Source organism: Jiella marina (genome assembly GCF_024359545.1).
Lineage (GTDB): Bacteria > Pseudomonadota > Alphaproteobacteria > Rhizobiales > Rhizobiaceae > Jiella.
This window is the reverse complement of record NZ_JAKQZG010000009.1, coordinates 113128-129429: the sequence shown is the minus strand read 5'-3', so window position 1 is coordinate 129429 and position 16302 is coordinate 113128. Positions and strand designations below refer to the sequence as shown.

The window sequence follows — 16302 nt, the reverse complement described above, 5'->3', positions numbered from 1 at the left end:
GTTCGACTTGCAGAAGGGGTTGAGAAGTCTGCTTGAGGCATGGTGAGAATGCTGCTGGAAATCACCGATTGGACAGGAGAGCGAAGGCATCGGGGGTCCTTGAGCATTCATCGGAAAAAACTATCAAAATGCGCGTAGTTGTCTATTAGATACTATCGTCGTCACTCCCCAGATCTCTCTCACGGCGGTTTCGCGCCGTCATGGGAAGAAGACAATATGGGAGACCGACATGTCCAGACTGACGACCTCGATCCTGCTCGCAAGCGGCCTTGTTCTCGCTGCCGCGCCCGTCCATGCGATGGTGAAGGTCACCAACGAGACCGACGCCACCCATTCCGTGACCTTCGATCACGGCGCCGAAGAGAACCGCCACGACCTCGAACCCGGCGCGACGGTCGAGGAAGCCTGCCCGAACGGTTGCGGCGTCCGCTTCACCGGTCATGACTTCCTGGCGAACAACGGCGACGAATTGCTCATTCAAGACGGTGCCACGCGTCCGGTTCTCCAGAACTGATCGACAGAACAGCATCGCCGCCGGCACGACACGAGAGCACAAGGCCCGATTTCGGAATCGGCCTTATGATCCAAGCTTTCGGTCTTGCATCGGAATTTCCGAGAACCGGTCCCAAGGTTCCGGTCCGATGCGTTGGGCTGGCGGCGATGCCGGCACTATTCCAGTGTGATGCCGGTAAAATTCTTCCCGGCGATCGACCGCATCATGGCGGCGATCGTCTCGAAGACATGCGCCTGTCCGGACCGCTCGCGCCAGACGAGGCCGATGGAACGGGTGATCGGTCGGCCGGCGAGGGGAATCGCCACGACGTCGGATCGTCCAGTCACTTCCGATTGGACGTAGAGCGCGGGAAAGAAACTCAGGCCCATTCCCATTCCGACCATCTGCCGCAGGGCATCGAGGCTCGTTCCCTCGTATTCGCGCAGGAAGTGCGCGCCATGCTCCTCGCAGAGGGCGCGGATGCTTTCATGCAAATGATATCCGCTGCGCATGCCCAGAACCGGGCGTCCGCGCAATTCCTCCGGGTTGATGCTCTCGCGCCTGGCAAACGGATCGTCGGCCGCGACAGCGATATAGAGCCTTTCGCGGAAGAGGCGCCGGACGACGAGGTCGTCGCCTGAGACCGGCAGCTGGGCCAGAATGAGGTCGTGCCTGCCCTCGCGCAATTCGCGTTCCAGATCGAGCGGCATCGCGTCGCGGATATAGAGGCGCAGCGATGTATATTCGCGATGCAGATGCGCGACGATCTGCGGAAGCATGTAGGGCCCGAGAGTTGGCTTGGCGCCGAGATTGATCGTGCCGACGATTCCCTCCTGACAGGTCTCGGCGAACTGGATGATGTTGCGGATTTCGTCCATCACCGTTGCGGCGTGTGTCGCGACCGTTCTGCCGGCCGGAGTCATCAGAACACCGCTGCGGCTCCGCTCGACCAGCCGGATCCCGAGACTGGCTTCCAATGTCTGCAATTGTGCACTCAGGGAGGGCTGCGCCATGCCGCACCGTCGGGCGGCTTCGCCGAAATGGAGCGTGCGGGAAAGTTCGAGCAGGCATTGCAGCTGGCGCAGGCTGGGCGGTTTTTGAGCCATCGTGACGTCCGCTAGATAGGAAATTCCGATCGAAAATAGAAGCGAGACCTTCTCCCATCAATCAGAGCCCACGCCCATCTTCCCTCTGTCGATGAAAATCAAGGAGGATGGCATGATCGTCGAAAGGAAGGCCCCCAAGCTGCGTGAGCGCATGAGGAAGCTCGTCGAGCGCAGGGCGCAGATCGAAAGGCGGATCAGCGACGAAATGAAGCGTCCGCTGCCGGACGCGGTGCGTCTGGCGACGCTGAAGCGCCTGCGTCTGCGCATGAAGGACGAGGTGACCGCGATCAGCCGGCAGTTGCGGCCCCGTCTGCCAGGATCGTCGCGCCCTTCGTTCTCATGATGGGTCATCGGCAGCCCCCGAGAGCCTCTGCGGGCCTGCCGTCTGATGCCAGCCGGCCGGTCCACGGGCTGACCGGCGGGACCGCGCCGGGTTCGCCGCTTCGCCGGAGTCCTCTCGGTCGCCCGTTCCTTCACGCCGAAAAATCGGCTACGTCGCTTCCGGGGAGTGAAAGGGAGCGAGCATGGCCCAGGCTTTTCTCGGCATCGATGTCGGTACGGGCAGCGCGAGGGCAGGGCTGTTCGGCAAGGACGGAAGGCTGATCGCTGCCGCCAAGCGCCCGATCAAGATCTGGCGCGAAGATCCCGACATCGTCGAACAATCCTCAGAGGATATCTGGCAGGCGATCTGCGACAGCGTCCGTGCGGTCCTGGCCGAGGCCGACATCGACCCGCAGGACGTGGGGGGTCTCGGCTTCGACGCGACCTGTTCCATGGTCGTGCTGGACCGGGACGACCGGCCGCTGTCGGTCGGCCCCTCCGACGAGAACGAGCGCAACGTCATCGTCTGGATGGACCACCGCGCCCTCGACCAGACGGCTCGCATCAACGCCACGGGCCATGACGTGCTGCGCTATGTCGGCGGGCGCATCTCGCCGGAAATGGAGACGCCGAAGCTTCTCTGGCTGAAGGAGAACAAGCCGGAGACCTTCGCTGAGGCCGGGCAGTTCTTCGATCTCGCCGACTTCCTGTCCTTCCGGGCGACAGGCAGCCGTGCGCGTTCGGTCTGCACCATGACCTGCAAATGGACCTATCTCGCCCATGAAGGCCGGTTCGATGCGGACTATTTTCGCACGATCGGCCTTGAGGAACTGGCGGAGGAGGGCTTCGAGCGGATCGGGGCCCAGGTGGTGGATATCGCCACGCCACTTGGTTCCGGCTTGACCGAAAAGGCCGCCGCCGAGCTGGGCTTGAGGCCGGGTACGCCGGTCGGTGCTTCGCTGATCGACGCCCATGCCGGCGGCGTCGGGACCGTCGGGGGGACCTCGCCGACGGGCGAAGCGTTCGATCCGACCCGCGAACTCGCCTTCATCATGGGCACCTCGTCCTGCACCATGACGCTGACCACCGAACCGGCCTTCGTCGATGGTGTGTGGGGTCCGTTCTGCGGCGCCATGCTGCCGGGATACTGGCTGCTCGAAGGCGGCCAGTCGGCCTATGGGGCCGCGCTCGATCATCTCGTCACCATGCATCCGGCGTTCGGCGAGGCCAGCAAGGCGGCGGCCGAAAGAGGCGTCTCGCTCCTCGACCATCTGGAAGCTTGCGCCGTCGAGATGGCCGGCTCGCTGGAAAAGGCAGCGCTTCTCGGCGCGGCCCTGACCGTGGTGCCGGAATTCCTCGGCAACCGCTCGCCGGAAGCCGACCCTCATGCGACCGCCGCGATGTCCGGCCTGACCCTGGTCAACAGCAAGGAGAGCCTCGTCCGGCTCTTCGTCGCGGGGCTGTGCGGGCTCTGCTACGGCACAAGGCAGATCGTCGAGGCGAACCGGGCCAAGGGGCTTGAGCTCGGAACTATCGTGGCCTCCGGCGGAGCCGCGCGCTCTCCCTTGTTGCGGCGCATTCTCGCGGACGCGACCGGTCTCACGATCACCTCGCCCGAAACGCCGGAGCCGGTGCTCCTCGGCAGTGCGATGGTCGGCGCGGTCGCCGGGGGAGCCCATGAGGATCTTCGCACCGCTGCTGCCAGCATGTGTCGCAGCGGCGACGTGATCAGCCCTGCCGGCGGGACCATCGCCGAATTCCACTCCACCAAATACGAAGCCTATCGCCTGCTTCAGCAATGCGAGCGCCGCACGCGCGAGATCATGCGCGAATACGCCGCGCCGCATTGACCTTTGAGGATGCTGCTCATGTTTGTGGTCTGCAAAGCGGCAGAAGAGGCTATGTCATGACAACCCACCGGGAGAGCCGGACGATTACGGCTACCGAACCGGCCGATCCGCCGCCGATCGGCGCTATGCTGGCTCTGGCCGCCATGCTGCCGATCGCGGCGGGGGCAGTCTATCTCTGGTTTGGCGACGAAGCCCAGGCCTTCCTGGCGCTGAACCTCACCCTGCTCTGGGCCTCCGGGATTCTGATGTTTCTCGGCGGCGTCCGGCGGGGCGTGAGTTTCCGCCAGCCCGGTGGCCCGACATGGGCGCAGCTTGCCATCATGCTCTGGCTCTTCGGTCTCGGCTTCGCAGCCGTCGTCTCCACGGTCTGGGCCTATCCGCTGACCGCAGTGATCCTCGAACTGATCGGCTATGTCAGCCTGGCCGTCTTCGATCCGATCGCGGCGAAGCGGGGCGAGGCGCCCCTGTTCTTCGCCACCCTCCGGCCGTTCCAGATGGCAATCCCGATCGTCGCGCTGATCGCCACCGGGGCCTATATCTGGCAGAGCCCGCTTTTCGGCTGACGGAGGGGCCTGCCTATTCCCCGGAAGGCGCCAGATCGATCGCGCGGCTTGCCGTCAACTCGTTCTGACAGGCGGCAAAGACCGTGAAGCGGATCGTGCCGTCCTTGTAGCGGTCGTAGAGACGGTCGCATTCGGCATCGCGATAGGCGATCCAGGCGCGCTGGGCCGTCTTCAGGCTCGCAGCGACGGTGGGTTCGCCGCCGCCATATTCACGAAGGTCGGTGTCGACCGACTGCGCGTCCTTGAGCGCGATCTGGTAGTTTTCGTTCAAGAGCACGTCCCAGGCTTGGGCTTCGCGGTCGTAGCAGCCGTTGACGCCGTCCTCGCTTTCTTCCGAGAGCCCGTCGACGCAAGGGGTCACGATGCTCTCGATACAGCTGCGCGGATTGTCGCCCGCCCCGGCGACGCATTGTCGAAGCTCGGTGACGTCGGCTCCGGTTGAAGCATCTTGCGCCATGGCGGGATGGGCAAGCAGGATCAGGCTCGATAGGATGAGGGGAAGGCGGCGCATCGCGAGGCGACCTTGAGCGAGTTGGCGAAGCTCCAGATATTCAACGGATTTCTCTTATCCGCAACGGGAATTTTTCAGACATGGACGTCTCATCGATCGTCAGCCTCTTCGTCTTTCTGGGCATTGTCTTCGTCGTCGCGATGAGCGGCGCGGTCTTCAAGCCCGGTCCCTGGTACGAAGTCCTGGACAAGCCGCGCTGGACCCCGCCCAACTGGGCATTTCCCGTGGTCTGGTCGGCGCTTTACGTGATGATCGCCATCGCCGGCTGGCGCGTCTATGAAGCCGCCGGGCTCGTCGCCCTGCCGTTTCTCGCCTATGCGGTGCAGCTCGTGCTGAATGCCGCCTGGTCGGCCTTCTTCTTCGGCCTCAGGCGGCCGGGCCTGGCCTTCGCCGATGTTCTGGCGATGTGGCTGGCGGTGGCGGTCAACGCGCTTCTGTTCTATCCGATCGACGCCATCGCCGGCCTGCTACTGATCCCCTATCTCGTCTGGGTGACGATCGCCGCGTGCCTGAACCTCTCGGTCTGGCGGCGCAATCCGGGGGCCTTCGCCGCATCTCGCGCCGACAGGGTCCAGGCGTCGGGCTGACCGACGAGACAAGCTCACAACAATCAACAATGGAGGAGACGACCATGCCAGATTTCGCCACCTATCCGAGCCTTGCCGGGCGAACCGTACTTCTGACCGGCGGCGCTTCGGGGATCGGGGCGGAGATCGTCAGGGCCTTTGCCGGCCAGGGCTCGAAGATCGGCTTCATCGATTTCGACGCCGAGCGATCCGAGGCGCTGGTCGCGGAATTGACCGAGAAGGGCGCGACGGTGGCCTACGCGTCAGCCGACGTCAGGGACATCGAAGCCTTGAAAGGCGCCGTCTCCGCCCTTGCCGAGAAAAACGGCCCGGCGACGGTGCTCGTCAACAATGCCGCCCGTGACGACCGGCATGGCTGGGAAACCGTGACCCCGGAATATTACGACGAGCGGATCGCGACCAATCTCAGGCACATGTTCTTCGCGACGCAGGCCGTCGCGCCCGGCATGATCGCAGCCGGCGGCGGATCGATCATCAATATGGGCTCGAATTCCTGGTGGGAGTCGACCGGCGGCATGCCGGCCTACACCACGGCAAAATCCGCCGTTCACGGCATGACCCGGTCCTTCGCCCGCGATCTCGGCCCGCACCGCATCCGCGTCAACACCCTCGTTCCCGGCTGGATCATGACCGAGCGGCAGAAGGAACTCTGGGCAACACCGGAGGCTCTCGAGAAGCATCGCGACCGCCAGTGCCTCAAGGATCTCATCGATCCGGTCTATGTGGCCCGCATGGTGCTGTTCCTCGCCTCCGACGATTCGGCGATGTGCACGGCCAACAACTACATGGTCGAAGCCGGCTCGATCTGACACTCGGGCCAAAGCGGGCGCCCAGGGCTCATGCCTAGGTGTCTGCCGATCCGAGAGGAGCCATTCAGATCGCCGTCCGTTCGGCCTCTTCGAGATAGATCGTCCGCAGTTTGCGGGCGATCGGCCCGGGCGAGCCTTCGCCGATGACGGCCTCGTCGATCTGAACCACCGGCATGACGAAGGTCGAGGCCGAGGTGACGAAGGCCTCGCGAGATTGCTTTGCTTCCTCTACGGTGAAGGGCCGCTCCTCGACGGGTACGCCGTGTTCGGCGGCAAGCCGCAGGATTGCCGTGCGGGTGATCCCGTGCAGGATCGAATGGGACAGCGGTCGGGTGATCAGCTTGCCGTCTGCCGTGACGATATAGGCGTTGTTCGACGTTCCCTCGGTGATCACCTCGTCTTCCACCAGCCAGGCGTCGTCAGCGCCGCGGCGCTTGGCTTCCATCTTCGCCATGGACGGGTAGAGCAACTGGACCGTCTTGATGTCGCGTCGCTGCCAGCGCAGGTCCGGCACCGTCACCACGCGGATTCCTGTCTGGACCTGCGGGCGGGCACGCAGATTGGCGGCCTGGGTGAAGAGGACAAGAGAGGCGGGTGTGTCCTCGGGCGGATAAAGGAAATCCCGGTCGGCGCTGCCGCGCGTCACCTGGAGATAGATCATGCCCTCGTCAAGCCCGTTCTTGTCGACGAGTTGGCGATGGATCGAGAGCAGTTCGTCTTCGCCTGCAGGGGCGGCCATGGAAAGCTCGTCGAGGGACCGTCGCAGCCGCGCCATGTGCCCCGAAAAGTCGATCAGCCGTCCGCCCAGGACGCTCGTCACCTCGTAGACGCCGTCGGCGAAGAGAAATCCCCGATCGAAGACGGACACGACGGCCTGGTTTTCCGGGCAGAAGATGCCGTTGACGTAGACCGTTCGCATGGACCGAGCCTCCTTCGTTTCTGCAACCAGCCGGAATTGATCCGTTTGCCTGCCAAAGTTTTCGGGTTTTTTCACATCGCGGAGCGAACACAAAGGGGGCGAGGGGGATTTTCGCGTTCCGGCTCACCGGCGCTGTCCAGCTTTACGAAAGCTTCAGATCCCTGCGCGATCCTTCGGAGATCAGTTTTGCGTTTGGATCGGTGCCGCGTTTCATGGTCGATCAGACATTCGAGGCCGTTCTGGAAGGGGTGGCCGCACGGCATGAGGACAAAAGCTGGCGCTCGGTTCTGAACCGGGCATCAGACGGCATGATGTCGGCCTTCGGCATGGGACGAGGTCCGAAGATCGCCGAGACGCGGGCTCACACCCAGGCCGCTCGGGCCGCCTATGAGGAATTCGACGACGAGGGCGAGGAGGCAATCCAGCCGGACGCCAAGCAGACCGCGCGCCAGAACGAACGCGTCGATCCGCGCCGCACTGCTTCTGGCGAGGCGCAGAGCCGAAGAGCCGGCTCCCAGCCAGGGCCGGCCATGGTCGCACCCAGCACCGATCCGAGGATGATCGCACGGGAACTGAAGCTTCACACCGCGAGAAGCCTTGCCGAATTGAAGGAATTGCGGCGCAGCTTCGCCCGGGCCAACCATCCCGATCGGGTCGCGATCGCGTTCAGGACCGAGGCCAATGTCAGAATGCAGATCGCCAACCGACTGATCGACGAAGCGATGGCCCGGGCCTCTGTCGCCACGAGGTGATCCCTGGCAGGCCTGCGCTCAGGCGTCCTGCCAGCTTGCCAAGACTTCGACGACGGCCGGAAAGTCCACGAGCCGATTGATCACGGTCTCCGCACCAGCCTCGGTCAGAGCGTCGGCATGGCCGTGATAGGTGTGGCGACCACCGGTGAAACCGACGACGCGGCAGCCCGCCGCCCGCGCTCCCTTTACCCCATGCACCGAATCCTCGATGACGATCGTCGCCTCGGGGGCTGCGCCGAAGACCTTCAGCGCGTGCAGAAAGACGTCCGGTGCCGGTTTGCCCTGGCCGATGTCGCGGGCGCTGAAGATGTGGGGATTGAACCGGCCCCAAAGCCCGACATGCTCCAGTTCGATCTCCAGTCTCTGCTTTGTCGAATTCGAGCAGATGCAGCGGGGCAGGATCAGGCGGTCGAGAATGTCGTGGGCGCCGGCGATCTCCTCGGCGTCGGTCCCGAGTCGCCGGTCGATCTCCTCGTCCACACGGGTCATGAAGTCCTTCGGGAACGTCTTGCCCGTTTCTTCGCCGATGCGCTCCAGGATAGCGGGCCATGTCATGCCGGCGAAGCGGGCGGCCGAATCCGCCGGATCGATCTCGACACCCTCCGCCTTCAGCATCTCGGACTGGACCTCGGCCGCGATCATCTCGGAATCGATCAGAACGCCGTCGCAGTCGAAGATCAGAAGCTGGGGTTGTTGCATGCAAGCCTCCGCTTTGGAGATGGCGTCGATTGGGCGGCCGTTCGGTCTCTCGCCGTGCCGGCGTCGCGCGTCCGGTAGCACGCTGCGCACGCCGCGCAAAATCTCGGGTTCATTCGGCCGGCGGATCACTGGTTTATCGATTGTTTACCCTGCTCGGTAACCATGGCGGCAATTGTGTTCCTCGCGTCTACGAGTACCCGACATGGCTTCACAGCGTTCCGCTTCTCTCGCAACTGCCTACGAGCCCGATGTCGGGTTCGTCGACCGCATCTTGAAGGGGCACTGCGTGACGCGGATGGAAATGTTGCCGGAAAAATCCGTCGACGTGATCTTCGCCGACCCGCCCTACAATCTCCAGCTTGCCGGCGACTTGCACCGACCCGACCAGTCGAAGGTCGATGCGGTCGACGATGCCTGGGACCAGTTCGACAGCTTCCGGGCCTATGACGCCTTCACTCGCGCCTGGCTGCTGGCCGCCCGCCGCGTCCTGAAGCCGAACGGCACGATCTGGGTGATAGGCTCCTACCACAACATCTTCCGGGTGGGCGCCAGCTTACAGGACCTCGGCTACTGGATCCTCAACGACGTGGTCTGGCGCAAGACCAATCCGATGCCGAATTTTCGCGGCCGCCGCTTTCAGAACGCCCATGAAACCCTGATCTGGGCCTCGCGCGACCAGAACGCCAAGGGTTACACCTTCAACTACGATTCCATGAAGGCTGCCAATGACGACGTGCAGATGCGCTCCGACTGGCTGTTTCCGATCTGCACCGGCGGCGAACGCCTGAAGGACGACGACGGACAGAAACTCCATCCGACCCAGAAGCCAGAAGCGCTGCTCGCCCGCATCATGATGGCCTCGACCAAGCCGGGAGACGTGGTCCTCGACCCCTTCTTCGGCACCGGCACGACTGGCGCCGTCGCCAAGCGGCTGGGGCGGCATTTCATCGGCATCGAACAGGACGAGGCCTATGTGGCCGCGGCCGAGGAACGGATCGCCGCCGTCGAGCCCTTGGACCCGGACAGTCTGACAATCTCGGGGGGCAAGCGCGCCGAGCCGCGCGTGCCCTTTGCGAGCCTGATCGAGGCGGGCCTGATCGCGCCCGGTGCGAAACTCACCGATGCGGGCCGCCGCCATGTGGCGAAGGTCAGGGCCGACGGGACCGTCGCCATCGACGGCGAGGCCGCGTCGATCCACCGGACCGGAGCCCGCGTACAGGGGCTCTCCGCCTGCAATGGCTGGACGTTCTGGCACGTGGAAGCGGAAGGCGAACTGCGCCCGATCGACGAATTGCGCCGGCTGGTGCGCGAACGCATGGCTCTTCAGTCGAAGGGGTGATGGCTGAGCGGGGCTGATGTTTCGAGTCCTGATGCCAGCCGATTCGACGACTGCCGGTGCGCGCTGGAACCCTCGTGGTTCGACAGGCTCACCATGAGGGTGTCGATGGGGGTGCAGCGGGCGTACCGGGATCCGGAGGCTTCGGACGAACGCAGCGTCTCCGCAGAGTTCGGCATGGCCATGGCTATGTCGCCGATACACCCCTTCGCCTCAGTAGCCCTCACCCTGAGCCTGTCGAAGGGCGAGGGTGCTCGGCTCCAACGTGAGCCCGGCTTATCCTAGCAACGTCGCAAATGTCGGAATCGAGTGGATACGCAATGCCAAAGCGGCTTCCGACGTCACATTGTCGAAGCGGCCCTGTGGCCGTGGCGAGGTCCCGCGCACCGAGCCGATCGCCGGAGCACCCCAGCCAAAAACCAAAACGGCGCAACCCGCCGGGCCATGAGGCCATCAGCGATGTCGCGCCGAAGCGTGTTGCAAGCCCAGGCGGGATAACCGCCGGGCGAAACCTGTGAGATCAGGCCGGCTGAAGATTGACGGCCTTCGGGCCCTTGCCGCGCTTGTCCGGCTCGGTGTCGAAGGAGACCTTCTGGTTTTCCTGAAGACCCGGCAGGCCCGATGCCTGCACGGCGGAGATATGCACGAAGATATCCGCGCCACCGTTGTCCGGCTTGATGAAACCGAAACCCTTTTCGGTGTTGAAGAATTTGACCGTACCGGTCTGTGCCATTCCCGGATTCCTTATCCTGGCATGTTGGTTCGCCCGTGGGCAGCGGCAGGCAAGTCTTGACTAGGATAGGAACCGATACATCGCAGGCTCTGCCGAGCCTGCCCGGGAGAGGCGCCCCCGACACGCAATTCGTCCATTACCCGTGTTCGCGAATTTGCCCGAACGTCTCATCAATGCTATCTGCGCCCGTCGTTTGCAAGTGAAACATTTCTGACGAGCTTCACGTTTCATTACGATACAAGCTCTCCGCTGCATCTACGTCACATGAAATCCAACAGTACGGACCATTTACGGCCATGTCGATTCTCGTCGCCGGCTTCTCGTCCTTTCCGGGCGTCGCCACCAATCCGTCCGAGGATATGATCCGTCGGCTGGAGGCGCGGACGGCTGAGAGCACGGCCGTCGCAACCCTCGTCCTGCCGGTCGAGTGGGAGAGCAGCTGGCCGCGTCTGAAGGAGGCGATCGCTGCCACAGGGGCGACATCGGTTCTCCTGTTCGGTCTTCACATGCGTTGCGAGCGGTTTCGCGTCGAACTGATGGCGCGCAATCATCGCGAGTTGGGGCGAGCGGACGCCGTCAACGCGTTTCCGGCGGGGCCCTCGATCAGCGATGGACCGAAGACGATACCCTGTCGGCTCGATTGGGGCGCTGTGGCGAAGGCTCTGCGGGATGCGGGAACCGACTTCGAATGGTCGACCCATGCGGGGGGGTATCTGTGCAACGACACCCTCTACCGGCTGGCCGAGCGCGCGGCTTCCCTCGGCGTGGAACGTTTCGGTTTCTTCCACATGCCGCTCAGCGATGAGCGTGTGGGCGAATATGTCGACCGCCATACCCTGCCGGAGGTCTTCATGAGCATGCCGGCCGGCCGGATGGACGCGGCGGCGCTGGCACTGATCGCGATGCTGGCGCCGGGGAATGAGGAAAGGGTCGACCCATGAACGAGACGACGTTTGACGAGGACGCCCTCGACGAGGCCTATCAAAGGGCTCTCTCGGAGGAGAAGGCCGGCCGCTTCGAGACGGCGGCGGCAGCCTATCGCACCTGCCTCTCGATCGATCCGCATGATCATGTCGGTGCGCACCTGCGCCTTGCGGCCATCGGCGCGGGCGAGACACCGGCTTCGGCAGGCGAGGCCTATGTCGCCACGCTGTTTGATCAGCAGGCCGAAATGTTCGAGGACATTCTGGTGCGCCAGCTCGGCTATGGCGTGCCGGATCTGATGGCCCGGCGCCTGGAAAGCCTCGGGATCAGCGATTGCGGGCGCGTGCTCGATCTCGGCTGCGGCACGGGTCTGGTCGGCCTCGCGCTGCAGGGCAGAGCGCGCGAGATGTTCGGCGTCGACCTGTCGGAAAACATGATCGAACTGTGCTTCGACACCGAAGCTTATGACCATCTCTTCGTCGGCGAGGTCCAGGGTTTCCTCGAGGATTTCGAGGACGACGAACCCTTCGATCTGATCACCGCGGCGGACGTCTTGCCCTATATCGGCGACCTCACTTCGCTTCTTGCAGCGGTCACAGGCAGGCTGGGACCGGGCGGCCTCTTTGCCGCGTCGACCGAGACGTTCTCACAGGCCGTTTCGGCCCCGGCCGGTTTCGTCGTGGGGCGGGACCACCGATTTCACCACGGCGAAGACTATGTGCGAAACGCTCTGGCTCAGGCGGGGCTGGATGTCCTGAGCTTCGAGGCGATCACGGTGCGCATGCAGGATGGGAAGCCGGCGCCCGGCCATCTCCTTATAGCGCGAAAGATCGCCTGATATCTTTGAAGAAAGGCGCCGCTTCCCTTCGCTTCTGCGCGTTGGGCGGCCAAGAACGCATGCCGTCGCCGCCCGACATCATCCAACTTCGTCGCAAACAGGGAGGAACCCGGGACTGCCGGTGATGCGGAGTTGCAGCGACCCAAAATTACAGCGTTCGCCGGTGCTCTGACATCGTGTGGACGAGCACCGAGAAAGTTAATTGGATTTCCGTGGAAAACTCAGGCCGCGCCGTTTTCGGGCGCGTCTAGATCCGGAAATGAGGCGAAAGCGTGAACTTCCGCATCGAGAGCCTCGCGCAAGCTATCGAGTGCATCATTGTTGGCACGCAAACGAAGAAGAAGTCCTTCCTCTTCAAATACATCCGGTGCTTCCACCCAGGACCGTGCGGCTGGGCTGAACCATCTGCGACTGCTGTCTTTCCTCGTCCCCATGGCCACCCCTCTCGCTTGGCCTTCAAGAATCTGGCACTTCCAAGGCACGAGGTAACCATACGCCATTTTCGGCATTTTGCTAAGCGCTTTTCTGCGCGCTGTTGCGCGGCATCAACAAATGTTGACAGGCGACTAGCGGATCGATCAGGAGTGGCGCGTTGCGGGCGTGGCGGAATGGTAGACGCAAGGGACTTAAAATCCCTGGGCTTTCAGCCATGCGGGTTCGAGTCCCGCCGCCCGTACCATTGCAAGCCGTCGCGACATAGGTGTGCCTCGGCCACCAAAGATCGTTCTTGCCATGCTGGGTTCTATTTAAAGCTGCAGCCAAACCCGAAGCTGCTCCAGCGGACGCAGGACTCAAGATGCTCTGCGATCTTGGTATTCCCGGTGTCACGCGCGGTGGCAGCAAGCAGGTTCAGGGCGAGTTTTTCATCATCGCGAAAACCCGCGCGCATCGCGGCTTCCAGGATGGCCATCGGTATCCGTTGATCGGGAACATTGACGAGGCGGACGAAAGAGAGATTGGCGTCCATGAATAGTCCAATCCTGTCGAACGGGATCTCGGCTTGAATGAGCGCGTAGCGATGGACGTCAAGTGCACCCGATGTGCCGAGCAGGCAAGTCGTCCTTCCCTCCGCCGGATCGTGCACGTCTTGAAGGGCTTTGATGGCGCGCTCGCGATCATTGAGGTGAAGCCAATGATGAACGACAGTGATTCCGATATGCGCTTTGCAACTCGTGTCCTCAACATTGCTCACCAGCATCTCGCGTGTCGCTGAGACCACGTCTTCTTTCAGGACGGGTTCTTGAATTCGGGCAAGCTCAAGGGTCTTACGAAAGACGAGCATTACACGGACGGCCTCGTTCTCCCGCCCTGCCACACGACGTAGAATGGCGTCAGCCGCAGCTTCGGGTTTGCTCTCTCGCATCGCCTTGAGAATGTTCACGGTGCATTCGTCTGGCGAATGCACACGTTCGCCCGCACACGGCCCCGATGTCGGTCGGGGATGGGTCGAAGCGGTGGCCTTGGCCGCAGCATGGACGCCATCGACCACGATATCTATCGCTTTTTCCTGAACGGCGTCCGCCGGCATCCAACTCACCGTCGCGAAGGTGGCGATCACGGCGAGGCAAGAGATGCCAAGGATGGAGGCGGTCTTATTTTTCATGGAGAAGTAGTACTTGGCGTCGATTGAAATTGGGCTAAACGGGACCGATAAGATTGTTCCGACTCACCGATCGAGGTGAATTTCTATTCGTGCTGGTTGGCTGAGCCTGCCGGCGAGGCCCCGCTTTCACCATGACCGAGCAGAGCAGGGCGCTGGTCTTGCGGAAGGGGCGTTCGGTGCGTTTGCGCGGATTGACCTCGACCCCATATTCTTCGGCAATCGCAGCCAGAGGGGAGCAGCCCATGCATAGCGGAATGGTCGAGCCGTTCGAGGCGGTCGCGCCTCGTCTCGTGGATGTCGCGATGGGACGGCAGAAGGCCGATCTGGTCGTCAGGGGCGCCCGGTGGGTCAACGTCCATTCCGGCGAGATCATTCCCGAGACAGACATCGCCGTCGTCGCCGGCCGCTTCGCCTATTGCGGGTCGGATGCTTCTCACACCATCGGCCCTGACACCGAAGTCGTTGAGGCGGATGGGCGCTTTGTCATGCCGGGGCTTTGCGATGCGCACATGCATGTGGAAAGCGGCATGGTCACCGTCACCGAATTCTGCCGCGCGGTGATTCCGCACGGCACGACCTCGATGTTCATCGATCCCCACGAGATTGCCAATGTGCTCGGGCTCGCCGGCGTGCGGCTGATGCATGACGAGGCCGTGAAGCAGCCGGTCAATGTCTGGGTGCAGATGCCCTCATGCGTGCCCTCCGCGCCGGGCCTCGAAGAGGGTGGGGCGGTGCTCGGCCCGGACGATGTCGCCGAGGCGATGGGTCGGCCGGCGATCATCGGGCTCGGCGAGGTGATGAATTTTCCGGGGGTGGCCGGCAACGACCCCAAGATGGTCGGCGAGATCGCCGCAACGCGAAAGGCGAACCGGACCGTCGGCGGCCACTACGCTTCGCCGCATCTCGGGCTGCCGTTCCACGGCTACGTCGCTGGCGGGGCGGAGGACGATCACGAGGGCACCCGCATGGAGGATGCTGCGGCGCGCGTACGCCAAGGCATGAAGGCGATGCTGCGCCTCGGCTCGGCCTGGTATGACGTGGCGGAGCAGGTGCGCGCGATCACCGAGATGGGCCTCGACTCACGCCATTTCATTCTCTGCACCGACGACTGCCATTCCGGCACGCTGGTCCGCGACGGCCATATGAACCGGGTGGTGCGTCATGCGATCTCGCGCGGCCTCAAGCCGATGACGGCGATCCAGATGGCCACCATCAACACGGCCGAACACTTCAAGCTGGAGCGCGAGATCGGCTCGGTGACGCCGGGGCGACGCGCGGATTTCCTGATCGTTTCTGACCTCGCGGAACTCAAGATCGACGCGGTCTACGGCCGCGGCGTCCGGCTGGCGGGCGCGGGCCGGCTCGAAGCCGACATGCCGGCCCATGCCTATCCAGACAGTGCCATCGACACGGTGAAGCTCGGCAAGCGCCTGTCGACTGAAGATTTCGCAGTGAAGGCGCCGTCGGGCGCTGGGGATACGGTCGAGGCGCGGGTGATCGGCGTGGTCGAGAACCAGGCGCCGACCAAGGCGCTGACGGCTGCGCTTCCGGTTCGCAACGGCATCGCCATGCCCGACCCAGCCGCCGATATTTGCCGGATTGCGCTGGTCGAGCGCCATCGCGCGTCGGGCGACGTCACCAACGGCTTCGTCTCCGGCTTCGGCTATCGCGGCCGCTGCGCCATGGCCTCGACAGTCGCCCATGATTGCCACCACATGATCGTCGTCGGCACGTCCGAGGAGGACATGGCGCTTGCCGCGAACCGCCTGGGCGAGGTGGGTGGCGGCGTCGTCTTCTTTGCCGATGGCGCGGAGAAGGCGCTGGTCGAAATGCCGATCGCCGGGCTGATGTCGAACGAACGGGCTGAAATCGTCGCGGAAAAAGCCGACCGCCTGATCGGTGCGATGCGTGACGCCGGCTGCACTCTCAACAATGCCTATATGCAGCACTCGCTGCTCGCGCTGGCGGTAATCCCCGCCTTGCGGATTTCCGACAAGGGGATCGTCGACGTCGAAACCTTCAGCCTGGTCGATCTCTTCGTCTGATCGGTCGCGGCCCTGGTGAGGGCGGCAAGCCGGTTGTTGCTTTTTGGGAAAGAAGGGGCGGCGGCTCCGGCGCGTTGGGGCGTTATACGCCGGAGCCGCCCATCTCAGACCACAGCGGCGAGCGGCCCGAGGAATGGAGTGCAGTCTGTTCTGGAAGGCCTTGGGAGTGGCCGTTTTTTCCTCGCGACTGCTATGATCACGAAGTTAGACCCC

17 protein-coding genes and 1 tRNA gene are annotated in these 16302 nt (G+C 63.5%); 12 read left to right on the top strand and 6 right to left on the bottom strand.

What is annotated here, in order from left to right; genetic code table 11:
- The first annotated feature begins 229 nt into the window (after positions 1–229).
- On the top strand, positions 230–514 hold the full coding sequence (locus tag MF134_RS15975; RefSeq protein WP_255340461.1) for a hypothetical protein: 285 nt from the start codon (positions 230–232) through the stop codon (positions 512–514).
- Between the two features lie 155 nt (positions 515–669).
- On the opposite strand, the gene MF134_RS15970 is transcribed toward MF134_RS15975, so the two are convergent.
- Entirely contained in the window at positions 670–1599 is a 930-nt protein-coding gene (locus MF134_RS15970) for a hydrogen peroxide-inducible genes activator (protein WP_255340460.1), read from the bottom strand.
- Positions 1600–1711: 112 nt separating this feature from the next.
- On the opposite strand from MF134_RS15970, the gene MF134_RS15965 reads away from it, so the two are divergent.
- The 3 genes from MF134_RS15965 (at position 1712) to MF134_RS15955 (ending at position 4333) form a co-directional block, all read left to right on the top strand.
- Complete coding sequence (locus MF134_RS15965) at positions 1712–1942, top strand: YdcH family protein (RefSeq protein ID WP_255340459.1); 231 nt, start codon at positions 1712–1714, stop codon at positions 1940–1942.
- A 181-nt stretch (positions 1943–2123) separates the two neighbouring features.
- A complete protein-coding gene (locus tag MF134_RS15960) occupies positions 2124–3770 on the top strand; it encodes an FGGY-family carbohydrate kinase (RefSeq protein WP_255340458.1) in 1647 nt (548 codons plus the stop codon).
- Between the two features lie 56 nt (positions 3771–3826).
- Positions 3827–4333, top strand: coding sequence for a DUF3429 domain-containing protein (locus MF134_RS15955; protein WP_255340457.1), 507 nt, complete (start codon positions 3827–3829; stop codon positions 4331–4333).
- A gap of 13 nt (positions 4334–4346) precedes the next feature.
- Here the strand turns inward: MF134_RS15955 and MF134_RS15950 are convergent, their stop codons facing one another.
- Entirely contained in the window at positions 4347–4844 is a 498-nt protein-coding gene (locus MF134_RS15950; protein ID WP_255340456.1) for a lysozyme inhibitor LprI family protein, read from the bottom strand.
- An 80-nt stretch (positions 4845–4924) separates the two neighbouring features.
- Here MF134_RS15950 and MF134_RS15945 point away from each other — a divergent pair, with 80 nt between their 5' ends.
- Together MF134_RS15945 and MF134_RS15940 are read left to right on the top strand one after the other, a co-directional pair.
- Positions 4925–5431: a TspO/MBR family protein gene (locus tag MF134_RS15945; protein ID WP_255340455.1), complete on the top strand. Its 507-nt coding sequence runs from the start codon at positions 4925–4927 to the stop codon at positions 5429–5431.
- A gap of 44 nt (positions 5432–5475) precedes the next feature.
- Positions 5476–6240 carry an SDR family NAD(P)-dependent oxidoreductase gene (locus tag MF134_RS15940; RefSeq protein ID WP_255340454.1) on the top strand — a complete coding sequence of 255 codons (765 nt, stop codon included), beginning with the start codon at positions 5476–5478 and terminating at the stop codon, positions 6238–6240.
- Positions 6241–6304: 64 nt separating this feature from the next.
- On the opposite strand, the gene MF134_RS15935 is transcribed toward MF134_RS15940, so the two are convergent.
- A complete protein-coding gene (locus MF134_RS15935) occupies positions 6305–7159 on the bottom strand; it encodes a D-amino-acid transaminase (RefSeq protein WP_255340453.1) in 855 nt (284 codons plus the stop codon).
- Positions 7160–7371: 212 nt separating this feature from the next.
- On the opposite strand from MF134_RS15935, the gene MF134_RS15930 reads away from it, so the two are divergent.
- On the top strand, positions 7372–7911 hold the full coding sequence (locus MF134_RS15930; protein ID WP_255340452.1) for a hypothetical protein: 540 nt from the start codon (positions 7372–7374) through the stop codon (positions 7909–7911).
- Positions 7912–7929: 18 nt separating this feature from the next.
- Here MF134_RS15930 and MF134_RS15925 read toward each other — a convergent pair whose 3' ends face one another.
- Positions 7930–8610, bottom strand: a complete 681-nt coding sequence (locus MF134_RS15925) for an HAD family hydrolase (protein ID WP_255340451.1) — start codon at positions 8608–8610, stop codon at positions 7930–7932.
- Between the two features lie 202 nt (positions 8611–8812).
- Between MF134_RS15925 and MF134_RS15920 the strand changes: the two genes are divergently transcribed.
- Positions 8813–9949 (top strand): site-specific DNA-methyltransferase, encoded by a 1137-nt coding sequence (locus MF134_RS15920; protein WP_255340450.1) that lies wholly within the window; start codon positions 8813–8815, stop codon positions 9947–9949.
- 517 nt (positions 9950–10466) lie between these two features.
- Here the strand turns inward: MF134_RS15920 and MF134_RS15915 are convergent.
- The gene (locus tag MF134_RS15915; RefSeq protein ID WP_134763778.1) at positions 10467–10679 is read right to left on the bottom strand and encodes a cold-shock protein; all 213 of its coding nucleotides are present in this window, start codon (positions 10677–10679) and stop codon (positions 10467–10469) included.
- A 296-nt stretch (positions 10680–10975) separates the two neighbouring features.
- On the opposite strand from MF134_RS15915, the gene MF134_RS15910 reads away from it, so the two are divergent.
- The 3 genes from MF134_RS15910 (at position 10976) to MF134_RS15900 (ending at position 13120) form a co-directional block, all read left to right on the top strand.
- Complete coding sequence (locus MF134_RS15910; protein ID WP_255340449.1) at positions 10976–11620, top strand: pyroglutamyl-peptidase I family protein; 645 nt, start codon at positions 10976–10978, stop codon at positions 11618–11620.
- A complete protein-coding gene (locus MF134_RS15905) occupies positions 11617–12441 on the top strand; it encodes a class I SAM-dependent DNA methyltransferase (protein WP_255340448.1) in 825 nt (274 codons plus the stop codon). The genes MF134_RS15910 and MF134_RS15905 overlap by 4 nt, the downstream gene beginning before the upstream one ends.
- Positions 12442–13035: 594 nt before the next feature.
- Positions 13036–13120: transfer RNA gene (locus MF134_RS15900), tRNA-Leu, on the top strand.
- 63 nt (positions 13121–13183) lie between these two features.
- Here the strand turns inward: MF134_RS15900 and MF134_RS15895 are convergent.
- Entirely contained in the window at positions 13184–14044 is an 861-nt protein-coding gene (locus MF134_RS15895) for a hypothetical protein (RefSeq protein ID WP_255340447.1), read from the bottom strand.
- A gap of 242 nt (positions 14045–14286) precedes the next feature.
- Between MF134_RS15895 and ade the strand changes: the two genes are divergently transcribed.
- On the top strand, positions 14287–16089 hold the full coding sequence (ade, locus tag MF134_RS15890; RefSeq protein WP_255340446.1) for an adenine deaminase: 1803 nt from the start codon (positions 14287–14289) through the stop codon (positions 16087–16089).
- Positions 16090–16302: the final 213 nt, after the last annotated feature.

Coding starts and splice junctions, on each gene's coding strand:
- MF134_RS15930 (WP_255340452.1), top strand. CDS start 7,372: ATGGTCGATCAGACATTCGAGGCCGTTCTGGAAGGGGTGGCCGCACGG.
- MF134_RS15970 (WP_255340460.1), bottom strand. CDS start 1,599: ATGGCTCAAAAACCGCCCAGCCTGCGCCAGCTGCAATGCCTGCTCGAA.
- MF134_RS15910 (WP_255340449.1), top strand. CDS start 10,976: ATGTCGATTCTCGTCGCCGGCTTCTCGTCCTTTCCGGGCGTCGCCACC.
- MF134_RS15960 (WP_255340458.1), top strand. CDS start 2,124: ATGGCCCAGGCTTTTCTCGGCATCGATGTCGGTACGGGCAGCGCGAGG.
- MF134_RS15920 (WP_255340450.1), top strand. CDS start 8,813: ATGGCTTCACAGCGTTCCGCTTCTCTCGCAACTGCCTACGAGCCCGAT.
- MF134_RS15940 (WP_255340454.1), top strand. CDS start 5,476: ATGCCAGATTTCGCCACCTATCCGAGCCTTGCCGGGCGAACCGTACTT.
- ade (WP_255340446.1), top strand. CDS start 14,287: ATGCATAGCGGAATGGTCGAGCCGTTCGAGGCGGTCGCGCCTCGTCTC.
- MF134_RS15915 (WP_134763778.1), bottom strand. CDS start 10,679: ATGGCACAGACCGGTACGGTCAAATTCTTCAACACCGAAAAGGGTTTC.
- MF134_RS15965 (WP_255340459.1), top strand. CDS start 1,712: ATGATCGTCGAAAGGAAGGCCCCCAAGCTGCGTGAGCGCATGAGGAAG.
- MF134_RS15935 (WP_255340453.1), bottom strand. CDS start 7,159: ATGCGAACGGTCTACGTCAACGGCATCTTCTGCCCGGAAAACCAGGCC.
- MF134_RS15925 (WP_255340451.1), bottom strand. CDS start 8,610: ATGCAACAACCCCAGCTTCTGATCTTCGACTGCGACGGCGTTCTGATC.
- MF134_RS15950 (WP_255340456.1), bottom strand. CDS start 4,844: ATGCGCCGCCTTCCCCTCATCCTATCGAGCCTGATCCTGCTTGCCCAT.
- MF134_RS15975 (WP_255340461.1), top strand. CDS start 230: ATGTCCAGACTGACGACCTCGATCCTGCTCGCAAGCGGCCTTGTTCTC.
- MF134_RS15905 (WP_255340448.1), top strand. CDS start 11,617: ATGAACGAGACGACGTTTGACGAGGACGCCCTCGACGAGGCCTATCAA.
- MF134_RS15945 (WP_255340455.1), top strand. CDS start 4,925: ATGGACGTCTCATCGATCGTCAGCCTCTTCGTCTTTCTGGGCATTGTC.
- MF134_RS15955 (WP_255340457.1), top strand. CDS start 3,827: ATGACAACCCACCGGGAGAGCCGGACGATTACGGCTACCGAACCGGCC.
- MF134_RS15895 (WP_255340447.1), bottom strand. CDS start 14,044: ATGAAAAATAAGACCGCCTCCATCCTTGGCATCTCTTGCCTCGCCGTG.